Origin of the sequence: Kitasatospora sp. NPDC059088, assembly GCF_042738155.1 — a bacterium.
GTDB lineage: Bacteria > Actinomycetota > Actinomycetes > Streptomycetales > Streptomycetaceae > Kitasatospora.
The window spans coordinates 37,600-56,215 of record NZ_JBHYGR010000005.1; the positions used below are offsets into that span (position 1 = coordinate 37,600).

At 72.8% G+C, this 18,616-nt stretch carries 11 protein-coding genes; 7 read left to right on the top strand and 4 right to left on the bottom strand.

Annotated features, from left to right (window positions below; translation table 11 throughout):
* Positions 1-126: 126 nt before the first annotated feature.
* Together ACFWXO_RS03800 and glgP are read right to left on the bottom strand one after the other, a co-directional pair.
* On the bottom strand, positions 127-1,026 hold the full coding sequence (locus tag ACFWXO_RS03800) for a hypothetical protein (protein WP_380521957.1): 900 nt from the start codon (positions 1,024-1,026) through the stop codon (positions 127-129).
* A 40-nt stretch (positions 1,027-1,066) separates the two neighbouring features.
* Positions 1,067-3,730 carry an alpha-glucan family phosphorylase gene (glgP, locus tag ACFWXO_RS03805; protein WP_375891504.1) on the bottom strand — a complete coding sequence of 888 codons (2,664 nt, stop codon included), beginning with the start codon at positions 3,728-3,730 and terminating at the stop codon, positions 1,067-1,069.
* A 1,061-nt stretch (positions 3,731-4,791) separates the two neighbouring features.
* On the opposite strand from glgP, the gene ACFWXO_RS03810 reads away from it, so the two are divergent.
* The 4 genes from ACFWXO_RS03810 (at position 4,792) to glgB (ending at position 12,725) form a co-directional block, all read left to right on the top strand.
* A complete protein-coding gene (locus ACFWXO_RS03810) occupies positions 4,792-6,747 on the top strand; it encodes an alpha-1,4-glucan--maltose-1-phosphate maltosyltransferase (protein ID WP_380522063.1) in 1,956 nt (651 codons plus the stop codon).
* The gene (gene treS, locus ACFWXO_RS03815; protein WP_380521959.1) at positions 6,744-8,468 is read left to right on the top strand and encodes a maltose alpha-D-glucosyltransferase; all 1,725 of its coding nucleotides are present in this window, start codon (positions 6,744-6,746) and stop codon (positions 8,466-8,468) included. Before ACFWXO_RS03810 ends, treS begins: the two co-directional genes overlap by 4 nt.
* Positions 8,469-8,721: 253 nt before the next feature.
* Positions 8,722-10,212, top strand: a complete 1,491-nt coding sequence (locus ACFWXO_RS03820) for a phosphotransferase (RefSeq protein WP_375891502.1) — start codon at positions 8,722-8,724, stop codon at positions 10,210-10,212.
* Positions 10,213-10,277: 65 nt separating this feature from the next.
* Positions 10,278-12,725 (top strand): 1,4-alpha-glucan branching protein GlgB, encoded by a 2,448-nt coding sequence (glgB, locus tag ACFWXO_RS03825; RefSeq protein WP_380521962.1) that lies wholly within the window; start codon positions 10,278-10,280, stop codon positions 12,723-12,725.
* Positions 12,726-12,758: 33 nt separating this feature from the next.
* Here glgB and ACFWXO_RS03830 read toward each other — a convergent pair whose 3' ends face one another.
* Positions 12,759-13,163 carry a type II toxin-antitoxin system VapC family toxin gene (locus ACFWXO_RS03830; protein ID WP_380521963.1) on the bottom strand — a complete coding sequence of 135 codons (405 nt, stop codon included), beginning with the start codon at positions 13,161-13,163 and terminating at the stop codon, positions 12,759-12,761.
* Positions 13,160-13,441 (bottom strand): type II toxin-antitoxin system Phd/YefM family antitoxin, encoded by a 282-nt coding sequence (locus ACFWXO_RS03835; RefSeq protein WP_380521965.1) that lies wholly within the window; start codon positions 13,439-13,441, stop codon positions 13,160-13,162. The genes ACFWXO_RS03830 and ACFWXO_RS03835 overlap by 4 nt, the downstream gene beginning before the upstream one ends.
* Before the next feature lie 178 nt (positions 13,442-13,619).
* Here ACFWXO_RS03835 and pta point away from each other — a divergent pair, with 178 nt between their 5' ends.
* The 3 genes from pta to pyk all read left to right on the top strand — a co-directional run bounded on the left by pta (position 13,620) and on the right by pyk (position 18,491).
* Complete coding sequence (gene pta / locus ACFWXO_RS03840; RefSeq protein ID WP_380521966.1) at positions 13,620-15,749, top strand: phosphate acetyltransferase; 2,130 nt, start codon at positions 13,620-13,622, stop codon at positions 15,747-15,749.
* The gene (locus ACFWXO_RS03845) at positions 15,746-16,969 is read left to right on the top strand and encodes an acetate kinase (RefSeq protein WP_380521968.1); all 1,224 of its coding nucleotides are present in this window, start codon (positions 15,746-15,748) and stop codon (positions 16,967-16,969) included. Before pta ends, ACFWXO_RS03845 begins: the two co-directional genes overlap by 4 nt.
* A gap of 94 nt (positions 16,970-17,063) precedes the next feature.
* Positions 17,064-18,491, top strand: coding sequence for a pyruvate kinase (gene pyk, locus ACFWXO_RS03850; RefSeq protein WP_375891495.1), 1,428 nt, complete (start codon positions 17,064-17,066; stop codon positions 18,489-18,491).
* Positions 18,492-18,616 lie beyond the last annotated feature (125 nt).

The following is an 18,616-nucleotide window of genomic DNA, read 5'->3' on the forward strand; positions in this document are numbered from 1 at the left end:
GTGGCTTGTTTTCTGTGAAAAACACCCCGCGCCGCCCCCCCCCCACCCGGGTCCCGCCCGTGCGCCCCCCCCTCCCCACGCCGCCCGCGCCCGCTCCATGTCCGGGCCCCGCGGGCCCCGGCCGCGTCAGTTCACCGTCACCACGTAGTCGGTGTGCCAGTCCGGCGAGGGGCGGTCCTCCACCGCGGCCACCACGTCCAGCGTGCCGCCCGGCAGCACCTGCCCGGCGACGGCCGAGGAGTCGATCACCACGGCCGGGTCGATGAAGACCGCGTCCTGGAACCGCGGCCCGCTCGCGTAGTGACAGGTCAGCGTGCGCGGCCCGGTGGCGGTGCAGCCGTACGGGGGCGTGCCGGTCAGCGTGGTGTGCTCGGGCACGGTGACCGCCAGGTCGATCGGGTGCCGCGAGTACGAGGGGCCGGCGTTGTACACCCACAGCGGCAGGTCGATCGTCGCCCCGGGCCTGCCGGTGAGGTCACCGGGCTGCGGGACGGGGTGCCCGGCCTGCCAGGCCGAGGAGGCGCCCACCATGAAGTGGGCCCTGGTGTCGGCGGTGGTCAGGCGGTACGCGGTGGTGTGGCCGGACTGGTCCGGGTCCCCCGGGTAGAAGGCCTGGACGTCGCCGTCGATGGTGAGGAAGGGCTCGGTGATCGGCGCGACGTACAGCGCCAGCCGCTCGACCGAGGCCGCCCCCGGTGCCAGCCCGGCCGGGATCGTGTACGAGCTGCCGGTGCCGAAGTAGGTCAGGGTGACGGCCGGGTCGGCCGACCGGACCACGCCCGGCGCGGGGAGGTGCACCACCACCAGGGTGTCGTCGGTGGTGGCGGCCGGCCCCTGGTTGGTGACCTTCACCTCCAGCGTCCCGGTCCCGCCCGGGACCACCGGGTCCTGCGGCGGGCAGACCTCCAGGGACAGCCGCGCGGTCGCCGGTGGCGCCGGGAGGGGGGCGGTGGCGGCCTGGGCCGGCCACGCCACGAGGAGCACGGAGAGCGCGGCCAGGGCGGCGGCGCGCAGGGTTCGCATCATGGCCTTCACGCTCCCCCCGCCCGTCACCCGGTCCGGGGCCTCAGCGCAGCAGCCCGGCGTCCATCCCCGTCGACTCGGCCGGGAGGGCGACCAGCCCCAACTCGGCCGGCGAGGCCAGCCGGGGGTGCGCGGGCAGCACCCGCACGGTGTACCCGAACGGGCCGGTGCGGCCGAGCTCCAGCGCGCCCTCGTAACGGGTGCGGCCGTCCAGGTCGGGCCCGCCGACCGGCTTGAGGGCGAGCACCTCGGCGTCCGAGATGCCGTCCGTCTCGTCGACCCGGCCGGAGACCGCCTGCACCTCGACGTCGCCCGGCTCCAGCGCGCCGAGCGCGACCTGCACCCGCAGCGCCAGCGAGCTGCCCAGCTCCTGGGCCTCGGCCGGACAGTCCGCCTCGACGTGCTCGACCCGCACGCCCGGCCAGCCCTCCCGGACCTTCGCCTTCCAGCCGGCCAGCTCCCGGGCACAGGCGTGGTCGCGGACCGCCAGCTCGCGCTGGGCCAGCGCCGCCGGGGTGTACAGCCGCTCGACGTACTCGCGGACCATCCGCCCGGCCAGCACCTTGGGACCGAGGGTGACCAGGGTGTGCCGGACCATGGCGATCCAGCGGTGCGGCAGCCCGTCGGAGCCCCGGTCGTAGAACCGGCCGGCGACCTGCTCCTCGATCAGGTCGTACAGCGCGGCGGCCTCGATGTCGTCGCGCCGCTCGGCCTCGCTGCTCTCCGGGTCGAGCACGCCGGCGTCCTCGTCGGCGGTGGGGATCGCCCAGCCGTTCTGGCCGTCGTACCACTCGTCCCACCAGCCGTCCAGGACGGACAGGTTGAGGCAGCCGTTGAGCGCGGCCTTCATCCCGGAGGTGCCGCAGGCCTCCAGCGGCCGCAGCGGGTTGTTCAGCCAGACGTCGCAGCCCGGGTAGAGGTGCTGGGCCATCGCCATGTCGTAGTCCGGCAGGAAGACGATCCGGTGACGCACCGTCGGGTCGTCGGCGAAGGCGACCATCTGCTGGATCAGCCGTTTGCCCCCGTCGTCGGCCGGGTGGGCCTTCCCGGCGACCACGATCTGCACCGGCCGGGTGGGGTGCAGCAGCAGGGCGCGCAGCCGGACCGGGTCGCGCAGCATCAGGGTGAGCCGCTTGTACGAGGGCACCCGGCGGGCGAAGCCGATGGTGAGCACGTCGGGGTCGAGCACCGAGGAGACCCAGCCGAGCTCGGCCTCGCCGGCCCCGCGCTGGCGCCAGGAGGCGCGCAGCCGGCGGCGGGCCTCGTCCACCAGCTGGGCGCGCAGGCTGCGGCGCAGGTCCCAGACCTCGGTGTTGCCGATCCGCTCCAGGCCGGTCCAGCGCTGGGTCTCGCCGGTGGTCATCGCCTCCTCGGCGCGTTCGGCGCCGATCTCGGCGGCGCCCAGGCGGACCACGGCCGGGTCGATCCAGGTGGCGGCGTGCACCCCGTTGGTGACCGAGGTGATCGGCACCTCGGCGGGGTCGAAGCCGGGCCAGAGGCCGTTGAACATCGAGCGGCTGACCTCGCCGTGCAGGGTGGAGACCCCGTTGGCGCGCTGGGCGAGCCGCAGGCCCATGGCGGCCATGTTGAAGAGCTTCGGGTCCCCGCCGGCCCAGGTCTCGGCGCCGAGCGCGAGCACCGGCTCGACCGGGACGCCGGGCAGCGCGGCGTCGCCGTCGAAGTGCCGGGCGACCAGCTCCCGGTCGAAGCGGTCGATGCCGGCCGGGACGGGCGTGTGGGTGGTGAACAGGGTGCCGGCCCGGACGGACTCCAGGGCGGCGGCGAAGTCCAGCCCGGCCCCGGCGGCGACCAGTTCGCGGATCCGCTCGACGCCGAGGAAGCCGGCGTGGCCCTCGTTGGTGTGGAAGACCTCGGGGGCGGGGTGCCCGGTGAGCCGGCAGTAGGCCCGCACGGCCCGGACGCCGCCGATGCCGAGCAGCATCTCCTGGAGCAGCCGGTGTTCGCTGCCGCCGCCGTAGAGCCGGTCGGTGACGTCGCGCTCGGCGGGCGAGTTGGCCTCGATGTCGGAGTCGAGCAGCAGCAGCGGGACCCGCCCGACCTGGGCCTTCCAGATGTGCGCGGCGAGGGTGCGGCCGCCGGGCAGGGCGAGGTCGACCCGGCAGGGGGTGCCGTCGGCCTCCCGGAACAGGCTGACGGCCAGTTCGTCCGGGTCCAGCAGGGGGTAGCGCTCCTGCTGCCAGCCGCTCCGGTCGAGGGACTGGCGGAAGTAGCCGTGCCGGTAGAACAGCCCCACGCCGATGATCGGGACGCCGAGGTCGCTGGCGGCCTTGAGGTGGTCGCCGGCCAGGATGCCGAGGCCACCGGAGTACTGGGGCAGCGCGGCGGCGATGCCGTACTCGGGCGAGAAGTAGGCGATGGCGGTGGGCGGCGGGGTGGCGCCGCCGTCCTGTTGGGCCTGGTACCAGCGCGGGCCGGTGAGGTACTCGCGCAGGTCGTCGGCGAGGTCGCCGAGTCTGCGCAGGAAGCGCCGGTCGGCGGCGAGCGCGGCCAGCCGGGCGGCCGGGACCTCCCCGAGCAGCCGCACCGGGTCCTCGCCGGTCGCGGCCCAGACCTCCGGGTCCACGGACCGGAAGAGGTCCCTGGTCTCGGGGTGCCAGGACCAGCGCAGGTTGAGGGCCAGCTCGTGCAACGGCTGGAGTTGTTCGGGCAGGACGGTGCGGACGGTGAATCTGCGGATTGCCTTCACAGCGGTGAAGCGTAGCCTCGACGCCCGGTCCGACTACGGGTCAAGTGGACTATTGGGCATCCGTTCGGGCTATTGATGAGATCGCATTCGGCGCATTGGTCTGCACGGGGGGCGCGCGAGGCGCACATTTCCGGTCGTCGCGCTACCAATGCGTGAACTCTGCGGAACAGATCCATTTCCGGCTGATCCACGGCCCCGGACAAATCCCGAAACTACTGTCGTACCGCTGCGAAAACCGTGTCGCCGGTGCGAGGATGGCCGAAGGTCGTTGATGCTGCGGGGACAACGACGACGGGTGGCGTCCCCCGTGGAGCAGCACGTCCGAATCCTTTTCGCGTTGATCCTTCCCCTTCTCCCTTAGCCCGTTCGGCGCTCGCCGCGCACCGGCGCGTGTCCTCGCGCACGGTCGGCTCGTTCACGGGTCGACCGGCCCGCCCGGGGGCGTGCCCGCGGAGGCGTGCGCCGGAACGCGCACCGGTTCCGGGGCGCCCCGCCACCGGTTCGGCGGGCGCCGGGCAGGTTGCCGGGGACAGCGGCGCGGGCAGGCTTCCGGTCGCACGTCCACCCCACCCAGCAGTCCTCCCGGTACTCCCCCCGGCCCACCCCCGGCCCGCGCGGGAGCTGCCGCTGATCTCGGGCAGGAGTTTGGCATGCACGGCGACACGCGGGACCAGTCCACACCGGTGGCCGACACCGTCGACGCAGCGGTCGCGGAATCCGCCGGACGGATGGATTCTGACACTCGGACAGACCCGGCGATGCCGTCGCCCCGGGTGTCCGGGGCGGTCCGTACCGAATCCTCCGCAGCACAGGCTCCCACGGCGCAGCCCTCCGCAGCGGCCCCCCAACCCGGGGCCGAGGAGGGCCCGGCGGCGGCACCGCGCAGGCGCACCACCACCACGCGCCGCAGCACCGCCACCGCGGGGGCCGGCTCCGGGGCCACCCCGCCGGAGCCCTCGGGAACCGCCGCGAGGACGCCCGCGCGCAAGGCCCCCGCCCGCAAGACCGCCACCAAGACCGCCACCAAGCCCTCCGCCCGCAAGACGACAGAGAGCGACACCGTGATCGGCCGCATCCCCGTCCTGGACGTCAGCCCCCAGATCGACGCCGGCCGCCGCCCGGCCAAGGCCGTCGTCGGCGAGACCTTCCCGGTCACCGCGACCGTCTTCCGCGAGGGCCACGACGCCGTCAACGCCAACGTGGTGCTGCGCGACCCGCGCGGGCGCAGCGGCCCGTGGACGCCGATGCGCGAGCTCGCCGAGGGCACCGACCGCTGGGGGGCGCACGTCACCCCGACGGGCCCGGGCCGCTGGTCGTACCTGGTGGAGGCGTGGAGCGACCCGGTCGCCACCTGGCGGAAGACCGCCGCGGTGAAGCTGCCGGCCGGGATCGACACCGCGCTGGTCCTGGAGGAGGGCGCCCGGCTGCTGGAGCAGGCCGCCGCCGGGGTGCCGAAGAAGGACGGCCGGGCGCACGTGCTGGCCGCCGCGGACGCGCTGCGCGACCCCGGCCTGCCGCCGCTGTCCCGGCTGGCCGCCGCGCTCGCCCCCGAGGTGCTGGAGCTGCTGGCCCGCCACCCGCTGCGGGAGCTGCTCAGCGCCTCCCGCCCGCTGCCGCTCCAGGTGGACCGCGAGCGCGCGCTGTTCGGCTCCTGGTACGAGTTCTTCCCGCGCTCGGAGGGCGCGGTGGTGGACCCGAACGGGGTCGAGCCGCCGCGCTCCGGCACCCTGCGCACCGCCGCCGAACGGCTGCCGGCGGTCGCCGCGATGGACTTCGACGTGGTCTACCTGCCGCCGGTGCACCCGATCGGACGAGCCTTCCGCAAGGGCCCGGACAACACCCTGACGGCCGGTCCGCACGACGTCGGCTCGCCCTGGGCGATCGGCTCGCCGGAGGGCGGCCACGACGCCGTCCACCCGGACCTCGGCACCATCGAGGACTTCGACCACTTCGTCGCCGAGGCCAGGGCGCTGCACCTGGAGGTGGCGCTGGACTTCGCCCTCCAGTGCTCCCCCGACCACCCGTGGGTGAACAAGCACCCGGAATGGTTCAGCCACCGCGCCGACGGCACCATCGCGTACGCCGAGAACCCGCCGAAGAAGTACCAGGACATCTATCCGGTCAACTTCGACCAGGACATGGACGGAATCGTCAAGGAAACCGTCCGGACCCTCCGGTTCTGGATGTCGCACGGCGTCCGGATCTTCCGGGTCGACAACCCCCACACCAAACCGGTGGTGTTCTGGGAGAAGGTGCTCGGCGACATCGCCCGCACCGACCCGGACGTGGTGTTCCTGGCGGAGGCGTTCACCCGCCCCGCGATGATGCACACCCTGGCGAAGATCGGTTTCCACCAGTCGTACACGTACTTCACCTGGCGCACCACCAAGCGCGAACTCACCGAGTACCTCACCGAACTCACCGGCGACGCGGCCGCCTACATGCGCCCCAACTTCTTCGCCAACACCCCGGACATCCTGCACGCCTACCTCCAGCACGGCGGCCGCGCCGCCTTCGCGATCCGCGCCGTGCTCGCCGCCACCCTCTCCCCCAGCTACGGCGTCTACGCCGGCTACGAGCTGTTCGAGAACGAGCCGGCCCACCCCGGCTCCGAGGAGTACCTGCACTCGGAGAAGTACGAGCTCCGCCCCCGCGACTGGAACCGCACCGACACCCTCGCCCCGCTGCTCACCGTGCTGAACCGGCTGCGCCGGCGCCACCCGGCCCTGCAGCAGCTGCGCGACCTGCGCTTCCACCCGACCGACAACGAGCAGGTGCTCGCCTACTCCAAGACCGCGACCACCGCCGACGGCCTGACCGACCGGGTCATCACCGTGGTCAACCTCGACCCGCACCACGTCCAGGAGGCCACCGTCACGCTCGACGGCGACGGGCCCCACGCGGTGCACGACGAGCTCACCGGCGCCGCCTACACCTGGGGCCGGCACAACTACGTCCGGCTCGATCCCTCAGCCGAGCCGGCTCACCTCCTCACGGTTCGGAGGAACCCAGCGTGACAGTGAACGAGCCCGTCCCCGACACCTTTCCGGAGACCTCGAAGAAGAACCTGGACCCGGAGTGGTTCAAACGTGCGGTCTTCTACGAGGTGCTGGTGCGGTCCTTCCAGGACAGCAACGGCGACGGGGTCGGGGACCTCAAGGGGCTCACGACCAAGCTCGACTACCTGCAGTGGCTCGGCGTCGACTGCCTCTGGCTCCCGCCGTTCTTCGCCTCGCCGCTGCGCGACGGCGGGTACGACGTCGCCGACTACAAGTCGGTGCTGCCGGAGTTCGGCGACCTCGCCGACTTCATGGAGTTCACCGACGCCGCACACGCCCGCGGCATGCGCGTGGTCATCGACTTCGTGATGAACCACACCAGCGACCAGCACCCGTGGTTCCAGGCTTCCCGGGCGGACCCGGACGGGCCGTACGGCGACTTCTACATGTGGGCCGACGACGACAAGCAGTACCCGGACGCCCGGATCATCTTCGTCGACACCGAGACCTCCAACTGGACCTACGACCCGGTGCGCAAGCAGTACTACTGGCACCGGTTCTTCTCCCACCAGCCGGACCTCAACTACGACAACCCCCGCGTCCAGGACGAGATGATCGCCGGGCTGCGGTTCTGGCTCGACCTCGGCATCGACGGCTTCCGGCTGGACGCGGTGCCGTACCTGTTCGCCCGCGAGGGCACCAACTGCGAGAACCTGCCGGAGACCCACGAGTTCCTCCGGCGGGTCCGCAAGGAGATCGACGCCGACTACCCGGACACCGTGCTGCTCGCCGAGGCCAACCAGTGGCCGGAGGACGTGGTCGACTACTTCGGCGACTTCACGGCCGGCGGCGACGAGTGCCACATGGCGTTCCACTTCCCGGTGATGCCGCGGATCTTCATGGCCGTGCGCCGGGAGTCCCGGTACCCGGTGTCGGAGATCCTGGCCAAGACCCCGGCGATCCCGGGCGGCTGCCAGTGGGGCATCTTCCTGCGCAACCACGACGAGCTGACCCTGGAGATGGTCACCGACGAGGAGCGCGACTACATGTACGCGGAGTACGCCAAGGACCCGCGGATGCGCGCCAACGTGGGCATCCGCCGCCGGCTCGCCCCGCTGCTGGAGAACGACCGCAACCAGATCGAGCTGTTCACCGCCCTGCTGCTCTCCCTGCCCGGCTCGCCGGTGCTCTACTACGGGGACGAGATCGGCATGGGCGACAACATCTGGCTGGGCGACCGGGACGGCGTGCGCACGCCGATGCAGTGGACCCCGGACCGCAACGCGGGTTTCTCCTCCGCCGACCCGGGCAGGCTCAGTCTGCCGCCCATCATGGACCCGGTGTACGGCTACCAGGTGACCAACGTCGAAGCGCAGCAGAGCAGTTCGAGTTCCCTGCTGCACTGGACGCGTCGCATGATCGAGATCCGCAAGCTCAACCCGGCGTTCGGCCTGGGCACCTACACCGAACTGCCGTCCAGCAACCCCGCCGTGCTGGCCTTCGTGCGCGAGTACGAGGGGGACCTGGTCATGTGCGTGAACAACTTCTCGCGGTTCGCGCAGCCGACCGAGCTGGACCTCCGGCAGTACGGCGGGCGGTACCCGGTCGAGCTGATCGGCGGAGTGCGCTTCCCGTCGATCGGCGAGTGGCCCTACCTGCTCACGCTGGCCGGCCACGGCTTCTACTGGTTCCAACTCCGGCAGCCCCCGCGCACGAGCGGAACCGGGCGGTCGAAGTAACGATCCGCCGAGCCCTGCCACCAGCGGCCCGCACAGCACCACCAGACCCTCCGGGGGCGCGAGTTGACCCCCGCGCCCCCGGAGTTCTCTGCACCACCGCGTACGGAGAACAGCCCAACGGCCACCCACACGAAGGCGTGACACCCGAGCCGTGCTCGCGTGCCGCGACCGCCGCGCCGCCGAAATCCGGAAGACTGACGGACCCCGGCCACGACCCGTCGGGCCGTCCGCGTGCTTCCGGGGAAAGGGAGTCATGTCCGAAACCTCCCGTTCGCAAGCCCATGTGCAGCACGACGCCCCGGCCGGCTCCGCGCCGCACCCGGGCGCGCGGGGCACCGGGGTCCGGAGAACGGCCCTGGGGGTCAGCGAGCTCGTCCAGGCGGCCCTGCCGCTGATCGCCGACTGGCTCCCCACCCAGCGCTGGTACGCCGGGAAGGGGCGCCCCATCACCGGCCTCGTCCCGGTGGTCGGCACCCCGCTGCAGGTCGGCGACCCGGCCCTGCTGCACCTGCTGCTGCGGGTCGAACACGCCACCACGGCCGGCCTCCCGCACGGCGACACCTACCAACTGCTGCTCGGCATCCGCTCCCAGGGGCCCGCCGGGATCGAACCCGGCGCCGTGCTCGGCCGGCTCACCCAGGGCCCGTACGACGGCGCCGCCCTCTACGACGCCGTGCACGACCCCGAACTCACCGGACGCCTCCTGGAACACCTGGCCACCGGCGACCGGTTCGGCTCGCTCTCCTTCCGCCGCACCCCCGGCTCCGGACTGCCCGCCAACCTCCCCGGCCGCGCCTCCACCGCCGAACAGTCCAACAGCTCGGTCATCTACGGCACCTCGTACATCCTCAAACTGTTCCGGCGCGTCCACCCCGGCACCAACCCCGACCTGGAACTCTCCCTCGCCCTCTCCCGGGCCGGCTCCACCCGCATCCCCCGGGTCGCCGCCTGGTTCGAGAGCCGGATGGAACGCGCCGAACCCGCCACCCTCGGACTGCTCCAGCGCTACCTGCCGGACGCCGAGGACGGCTGGGAACTCGCCCTCGACCAGGTCGGCCGGCTCAAGGGCGACCGCTCCCCCGGCAACTTCGCCATCGAGGCGCACCGGCTCGGCCGGGCCACCGCCGAGGTGCACCGGGTGCTCGCCCGCTCCATGCCCGTCGCCCGGCTCGACCGCACCGAGACCGGCCGGCTCGCCACCGCGATGGCCGACCGGCTGGACAGCGCCGTCGCCGCCGTCCCCGGCCTGCTGCGCTTCCGCGCCGCCCTGCGCGCCGCCTTCCAGCAGCTCGCCGACGCCCACCCGGACGGCCTGCCGGTCCAGCGCATCCACGGCGACCTCCACCTCGGCCAGGCCATGCGCACCCCGCACGGCTGGGTGCTGCTGGACTTCGAGGGCGAGCCCGCCAAATCCGTCAACGAGCGCCGCGAACCCCAGCCCGCCCTGCGCGACGTCGCCGCGATGCTGCGCTCCTTCGACTACGCGGCCGCCCACCTGCTGGCCGGCGGCCCGGTCGACCCCGAGCTGGCCCACCTCGCCGCCGCCTGGGCCCAGCGCAACCGCACCGCCTTCTGCGCCGGCTACACCGCCGGGGGCGGCGCCGACCCGGCCGCCTCACCCGAGCTGATGCGGGCGCTGGAGATCGACAAGGCGGTGTACGAGGTGGTGTACGAGGCCCGGCACCGGCCCAGCTGGCTGCCGATCCCGCTCGCCGCGATCAACCGGCTCGCCCTGTCCGTCTGACCCCGCGCTCCCGTCCCGCCCGCCCGCCACGAGTTCGCCCATCCCCGCCGCTGGAGGACCACGCCGTGACGCCGCTCGACCCGACCGGCCGCCCCACCCGCCCCGTTCCGGCCACCTTCCTGGCCGGGGCCGCCGAACCCGGGGCCGCCGACCGCGGGGGCTCCGAACGTGGGGGCTCCGAACGCGGGACCGCCGAACGCGGGGGCTCCGAACGCGGGGGCTCCGAACGCGGGGGCTCCGAACGCGGGGGCTCCGAACGCGGGACCGACCGCAGGGCCGCCGCCCCGGCCGGTCCCGCCGCGGACGCCCCGGTCGGCGCCCTGCGCCTGCCCGAGGCGCCGCTGCCGCCGGCCGAGGTGGACCGGCTGGTGAACGGGCAGCACCACGACCCGCACGCCCTGCTCGGCGCCCACCCGGTGCACGGCGGGACGGCGATCCGGGTGCTGCGCCCGTTCGCCGACCGGGTGGTGGTGGAGACCGCCCACGGCCCCGCCGAACTCACCCACCAGCAGGGCGGGTTGTTCACCGGCCTGCTGGCGGGCGGCGAACCCCCGGACTACACCCTGCTGGTGGACTACCCCGACGGCGAACCCCAGCGCCAGCACGACGGCTACCGCACCCCGCCCACCCTCGGCGAACTCGACCTGCACCTGATCTCCGAGGGCCGGCACGAACAGCTGTGGCAGGCGCTCGGCTCGCACGTGCGCACCGTCGACGGCGTGGCCGGCACCGCCTTCGCAGTCTGGGCGCCCAACGCCGCCGGAGTGCGGCTGATCGGCGACTTCAACCACTGGAACGGCAGCGGCCACCCGATGCGCTCGCTCGGCTCCTCCGGCGTCTGGGAGCTGTTCGTCCCGGGCGTCGCCGAGGGCGCCACCTACAAGTACGAGATCCACACCCGGCAGGGCTGGGTCCTCGACAAGGCCGACCCGCTCGCCCGGGCCGCCCAGTGCCCGCCCGGCACCGCCTCCGTCGTCACCTCCTCCACCCACCGGTGGCAGGACGACGAGTGGATGGCCCGCCGGGCCCGCACCGCGCACCACCGGGCCCCGATGTCGGTGTACGAGCTGCACCTCGCCTCCTGGCGGCCCGAGCTCACCACCTACCGCGCCATCGCCGAGGAACTGCCGCTCTACCTCAAGGAGTTGAACTTCACCCACGTGGAGTTCATGCCGGTGATGGAGCACCCCTTCGGCGGCTCCTGGGGGTACCAGGTCTCCGGCTACTTCGCCCCCACCGCCCGGCTCGGCAGCCCCGACGACTTCCGGTACCTGGTCGACACCCTGCACCGGCACGGCATCGGCGTGATCGTCGACTGGGTGCCCGCGCACTTCCCCAAGGACGACTTCGCCCTCGCCCGCTTCGACGGCGAACCGCTGTACGAGCCCGCCGACCCGCAGCGCGCCGAGCACCCCGACTGGGGGACGCTGGAGTTCGACTACGGCCGCACCGAGGTGCGCAACTTCCTGGTCGCCAACGCCGTGTACTGGTGCGAGGAGTTCCACATCGACGGCCTGCGGGTCGACGCGGTCGCCTCGATGCTCTACCTCGACTACTCCCGCGAGGGCGGCGGCTGGACGCCCAACCAGTACGGCGGCCGGGAGAACCTGGACGCGGCCGCCTTCCTCCAGGAGATGAACGCCACCGTCTACCGGCGCTGCCCCGGCGTGATCACCATCGCCGAGGAGTCCACCGCCTGGGACGGCGTCACCCGGCCCACCGACGCCGGCGGCCTCGGCTTCGGGCTCAAGTGGAACATGGGCTGGATGCACGACTCGCTGGTCTACATGTCCAAGGAGCCGGTGCACCGCAAGTACCACCACAACGACATCACCTTCTCGATGGTGTACGCCTACTCCGAGAACTACGTCCTGCCGATCTCCCACGACGAGGTCGTCCACGGCAAGCAGGCCCTGGTCTCCAAGATGCCCGGCGACTGGTGGCAGCAGCGCGCCAACCACCGCGCCTACCTGGGCTTCATGTGGTCCCACCCCGGCAAGCAACTGCTCTTCATGGGGCAGGAGTTCGCCCAGGGCGCGGAATGGGACCACGAGCAGGGCCCGCAGTGGTGGGTGCTCGACGAGCAGTGGCCCGCCCACCAGGACCACCGGGGCGTGCGCCGCCTCGTCCGCGACCTCAACCGGGCCTACCGGGACACCCCCGCCCTCTGGGAGCTGGACACCACCCCGGACGGCTTCCGCTGGCTCGACGGCGGCTCCGCCGAGGACAACCTGCTCTCCTTCGTCCGCTTCGCCGCCGACGGCACCCCGCTGGTCGCCGTCTGCAACTTCTCCCCCGTCGTCCGCCACGGCCACCGGGTCGGCCTGCCCGCCCTGGACGGCCGCGAGCAGCTCTGGGAGGAGCTGCTGAACACCGACGCCGAGGCCTACGGCGGCAGCGGCACCGGCAACTCCCGCCCGATCAAGGCCGATCCGGTCGAGTGGAACGGCCAGCCCCGCTCCGCCGAACTGGTCCTCCCCCCGCTCGCCACCCTCTGGCTCCGCCCGGCCTGAGCAGCCCCGGGCGCCCGCCCCCACGGGCGGGCGTCACCGGGGGGCCGTGACCGGGAACCCGAGCTCCTCGGCGGCCCGGCCGAGCTCGCGGTCGTAGGTGACGAAGTCGGTGAGTTCGGCGCGGAAGGGCTCCGCGCTGGCCAGGTGCAGCGCGTCCAGCGATCCCAGCCGCGGGGTGCGGTAGGCGAGCGCCCTGGCCAGCACCGCGCTGCTGAGGTCGACCCGGTAGGCCCCCCGGAGCGCCTGGTCCACGTGGTACGGGACCAGCTGGTGCGACAGGCCCGCACGGATCAGCGTGCGGGTGATCTCCAGCCGGGCCAGTTCACTGGTGATCAGTTCGGTGCCGTCGGGCAGCGCCTCCCGCCAGGCTCGCAGCGCGGCGGTCTCCGGCTCCGGCTTGATGAACTTCAGCAGCGCGCAGGAGTCCAGGTAGATCAACGGTCGCGCTCCCGGTTCCGGTCCTCGATCAGCAGGTCCGACAGGCTGCCGACGTCCGGCAGCAGGTCGAGGGCGAGCTCGGGCATGCCCTGCTCGGTGGGCGGAGTGACCTCGCCGGCCGCGACCAGGCGTTCGAGGGTCGACTCCGGGGCCGCCTCCGGCACCAGTCTCAGCACGGGCCGCCCGCGGTCGGTCACGACGATCGTCGCGCCGGCCCGGACCCGCGCGACCGCCTTCGACGGGTTCTGGTTCAGCTCACGCAGTCCCATGGTCTCCATACCAGCCAATGTAACTACATAACGTAGGTACATCAAGGGCTGGTGTCGACGCAAGTCCTCGGTCCGGGCCCTTGGTCCCTTGTCCCTCTCCCCCGCCTCTGCTCGCGGACGGGCGTTCGTGGTGCGAAGGTATGGTCGATATGACCAGCTTCCGAGGCGACGGGACGGAGACATCCGCGTGGCGCGCAGCGTGTACGTGACCGGGATCGACCGGGGGGACGGCCGGCAGGCCGTCGAACTCGGGGTCATGGAACTGCTCACCCGCCAGGTGGACCGGGTCGGGGTGTTCCGTCCGCTGGTGCACGCGGCCGCGCCCGGCGAGTCCGGCTCCGACCACGTCGTCGAGCTGCTGCGCGGGCGGTACCGGATCGACCTGCCGGGCACGGAGCTGTACGGGCTCACCTACGAGGAGGCCGCCGCGCTCCAGGCCGCCCAGGGGCAGGACGAGCTGGTCTCCGCGCTGGTCGACCGCTTCCGGGCGCTGGAGCGGCGCTGCCAGGCGGTGCTGGTGCTCGGCACCGACTTCGCCGACACCAACATCCCGGACGAGCTGGCCTTCAACGCCCGGCTCGCCAACGAGTTCGGCGCCGCCGTACTGCCGGTGGTCGGCGGCCAGGGCAAGGACCCGGAGGCCGTGATCGCCGAGGTGCGCAACGCCCACCGGGCGTACACCGACCTCGGCTGCGAGACCCTGGCGATGATCGCCAACCGGACCTCCCCGGGCGCCAAGCAGCGGATCCAGCGCACGCTCACCGAGAAGCTGCCGATCCCGGCGTACGTGATCCCGGAGGAGCCGGCGCTGGCCGCGCCGACGGTCGCCCAGCTGGTGGAGTCGACCGGCGCCGAGGTGCTGCTCGGTGACGCGGCCGGGCTGGCCCGGGACGTCCGCGGCTTCGTCTTCGGCGGCGCCATGCTGCCCACCTTCCTGGACGCGCTGACCGAGGGCGCCCTGGTCGTCACCCCCGGGGACCGCGCCGACCTGGTGATCGGCTCGCTGGCCGCGCACGCGGCCGGCGCCCCGCCGATCGCCGGCGTGCTGCTGACCCTCGGCCAGCACCCCGGCCCGAACGTGATGGCGCTGGCCGCCCGGCTCGCCCCCGGCACCCCCGTCGCGGTCGTCCCGGAGGGCAGCTGGCCCACCGCCGCCACCCTGACCCACCTGGAGGGCAAGCTCACCGCGGCCAGCCCCCGGAAGGCCGAGATCGCCCTCGGACTGTTCGAACTGCACGTGGACACCGCCGAGTTGACCAACCGGATCGAGGTCGGCCGGTCCGAGCGGGTGACCCCGATGATGTTCGAGCACGAGCTGCTGGAGCGCGCCCGTGCCGGCCGCCGGCACGTGGTGCTGCCCGAGGGCACCGAGGAGCGGGTGCTGCGCGCGGCGGAGATCCTGCTGCGCCGCAACATCTGCGACCTCACCCTGCTCGGCGAGGTCGACGCGGTGCGCCGCAAGGCCGCGAGCCTGGGCATCGTCCTCCCGCAGGACGACACAGGCGCCGACCGCGCCCAGGTCCGGGTCGTCGACCCGAGCACCAGCCCGCTGCGCCGCCAGTTCGCCGAGCTGTACGCCCGGCTGCGCGCCCACAAGGGGATGACCGTCGAGCTGGCCCTGGACGTGGTCACCGACGTCTCCTACTTCGGCACCCTGATGGTCCAGGAGGGCATCGCCGACGGCATGGTCTCCGGCGCGGTGCACTCCACCGCGGCGACCATCCGCCCCGCCTTCGAGGTGATCAAGACCTCGCCGGGCGCGTCCATCGTGTCGAGCGTCTTCTTCATGTGCCTGGCCGACAAGGTGCTGGTGTACGGCGACTGCGCGGTCAACCCGGACCCGGACGCCCAGCAGCTGGCCGACATCGCGATCCAGTCGGCCGCCACCGCCGCCCAGTTCGGGGTGGAGCCGCGGGTCGCGATGCTCTCGTACTCGACCGGCACCTCCGGCTCGGGCGCGGACGTCGACAAGGTCCGCAAGGCCACCGAGCTGGTCCGCGCGCTGCGGCCGGACATCCTGGTGGAGGGCCCGATCCAGTACGACGCGGCGGTGGACGAGCACGTCGCGGCCACCAAGCTGCCGGGCTCGCCGGTGGCCGGGCGGGCGACCGTGCTGATCTTCCCGGACCTCAACACCGGCAACAACACCTACAAGGCCGTCCAGCGCTCGGCCGGCGCGGTCGCGGTCGGCCCGGTGCTCCAGGGGCTGCGCAAGCCCGTCAACGACCTCTCCCGCGGCGCGCTGGTGGAGGACATCGTCAACACCGTGGCGATCACCGCCATCCAAGCCCAGGACGACAAGGAGCCGCAGGCATGACCGCAGGGACGCGCGTCCTCGTACTCAACGCCGGCTCCTCGTCGGTGAAGTACCAGCTGATCGACATGCTGGACGGCGCCCGGCTCGCCTCCGGGCTGGTGGAGCGGATCGGCGAGGCGGGCGGCCGACTGGTGCACACCCCGCGGGCCGGCGAGCGGCGCGAGCTGGTGCAGGCCTTCCCGGACCACTCGGCCGCGTTGAAGGCCGTCGCCGAGGAGCTGGCCGCCGACGGCATCGGGCTGGACTCCCCCGAGCTGGCCGCGATCGGCCACCGGGTGGTGCACGGCGGCAAGCGGTTCACCGAGCCGACGGTGATCACCGACGAGGTGCTCAGGGAGATCCGCCGGCTGATCCCGGTCGCGCCGCTGCACAACCCGGCGAACATCACCGGCATCGAGGTGGCCCGGGCGCTCCGGCCGGACCTGCCGCAGGTGGCCGTGTTCGACACCGCCTTCCACGCCTCGATGCCCGAGTACGCGGCCCGCTACGCGATCGACAAGGCCGTCGCCGACGAGCACCGGGTGCGCCGCTACGGCTTCCACGGCACCTCGCACCAGTACGTCTCGCGGGCCACCGCCCGGCTGCTCGGCAAGGACCCGGCCGAGGTCAACGTGATCGTGCTGCACCTGGGCAACGGCGCCTCCGCCTCGGCGGTCAGCGGCGGCCGCTGCGTGGACACCTCGATGGGCCTCACCCCCCTGGAGGGCCTGGTGATGGGCACCCGTTCGGGTGACATCGACGCGGGCGTGGTGTTCCACCTGCACCGGGTCGGCGGCCTGTCCGTCGACCAGATCGACGACCTGCTCAACCGCCGCAGCGGGCTGCGCGGCCTGTGCGGCGAGAACGACATGCGGGAGATCATGCGTCGCGCCGACGAGGGGGACGCGGACGCGAGGCTCGCCTTCGACGCGTACGTCCACCGGCTGCGCAAGTACATCGGCGGCTACTACGCGGTGCTCGGCCGGGTGGACGCGATCGCGTTCACCGCGGGCGTCGGGGAGAACGCCGCGCCGGTGCGCGCGGCGGCCACCGCGGGACTGGAGGAGCTGGGCATCGCCGTGGACCCGGAGCTGAACTCGGTGCGCTCGGGCGACGCCCGGATCATCTCGCCCGGGTTCTCCCGGGTGGCGGTCGCGGTGGTGCCGACCGACGAGGAGCTGGAGATCGCCCGGCAGGCCTTCGCCCTGGTGCACCGCGAGAGCGAGCTGTCCGAGGACTGACACGGAATCGTCTCGTTCCTCGGGATCATTCGTCGGCGATTCCTCCCGGTCCGTGCCGAATGCACCTATAACACGAACGGATAGACTGATCCATATGCGCCGAGCGAAAATTGTCTGCACCCTGGGTCCGGCCACGGACTCCTACGAACAGCTGAAGGCCATCGTCGAGGCGGGCATGAACGTCGCCCGACTGAACATGAGCCACGGCAACCACGCGGACCACGAGGAGCGGTACCGCAAGGTCCGCCAGGTCTCGGAGGACACCGGCAAGGCCATCGGCGTCCTGGCCGACCTCCAGGGTCCCAAGATCCGTCTGGCGACCTTCGCCAACGGCCCGGTGACCGTCGACAACGGCGACGAGTTCACCATCACCACCGAGGACGTCCCCGGTGACCAGCACATCTGCGGCACCACCTACAAGGGCCTGCCCGGCGACGTGAAGCCCGGCGACCCGATCCTGATCAACGACGGCGTCATCGCCCTGGAGGTCGTCAGCGTCGACGGCCCGCGGGTGAAGACCGTGGTGGTCGAGGGCGGCGTGCTCTCGAACAACAAGGGCATCAACCTGCCCGGTGCGGCCGTGAACGTCCCCGCCCTGTCCGAGAAGGACAAGGACGACCTGCGCTTCGCGCTGCGTCTGGGCGTCGACATGGTCGCGCTGTCCTTCGTCCGCAACGCGGAGGACATCAAGGACGTCCACGAGGTCATGGACGAGGTCGGCATCCGGGTGCCGGTCATCGCCAAGATCGAGAAGCCGCAGGCCGTCGAGGCCATGGAGGAGATCGTCCTCGCCTTCGACGCCATCATGGTCGCCCGCGGCGACCTGGCCGTCGAGTACCCGCTGGAGCGGGTGCCGCTGGTCCAGAAGCAGCTGATCACCCTGGCCCGCCGCAACGCCAAGCCGGTCATCGTCGCCACCCAGATGATGGAGTCGATGATCCACGCCTCGCGCCCGACCCGCGCCGAGGTCTCCGACGTCGCCAACGCCATCCTGGACGGCACCGACGCGGTGATGCTCTCCGCCGAGTCCAGCGTCGGCAAGTATCCGGTCGAGACCGTCCGCACCATGAGCCGGATCTGCGAGAAGGCCGAGGAGGAACTGGTCTCCCAGGGCCTCCAGCCGCTCAACCCGGGCCGCAAGCCGCGCACCCAGGGCGGCTCCGTCGCCCGCGCCGCGTGCGAGCTGGGCGACTTCCTGAACGGCAAGGCGCTGATCGCGTTCACCAAGTCCGGTGACACCGCGCGTCGGCTGTCCCGCTACCGTTCGCCGATCCCGGTGATCGCGTTCACCCCGGACTCGGCCACCCGCAACCAGCTCTCGCTGAGCTGGGGCGTCGAGTCGTACGTCACCGAGCAGGTGGCCACCACCGACGCGATGGTCGCGCAGGTCGACCGCGAGCTGCTGAAGCTGGGCGAGCTGGGCGAGGGCGACACCGTGATCGTCACCGCCGGTGTCCCGGTCGGCATCCCCGGCACCACCAACATGGTGCAGGTGCACCGCGTGGGCGGCCACGGCGAGTGACGCCCCGGTAGAACGAACGCCCGGGGGGGGGGGGCCCCCCGACGCGGGGGGCCCCCCCCCCCCGGGGTTGCGGGCCCCCACCCCCCCCCCGGGGGCCCCCCCCCCCGGGGGCCGTGGGGGGGTGG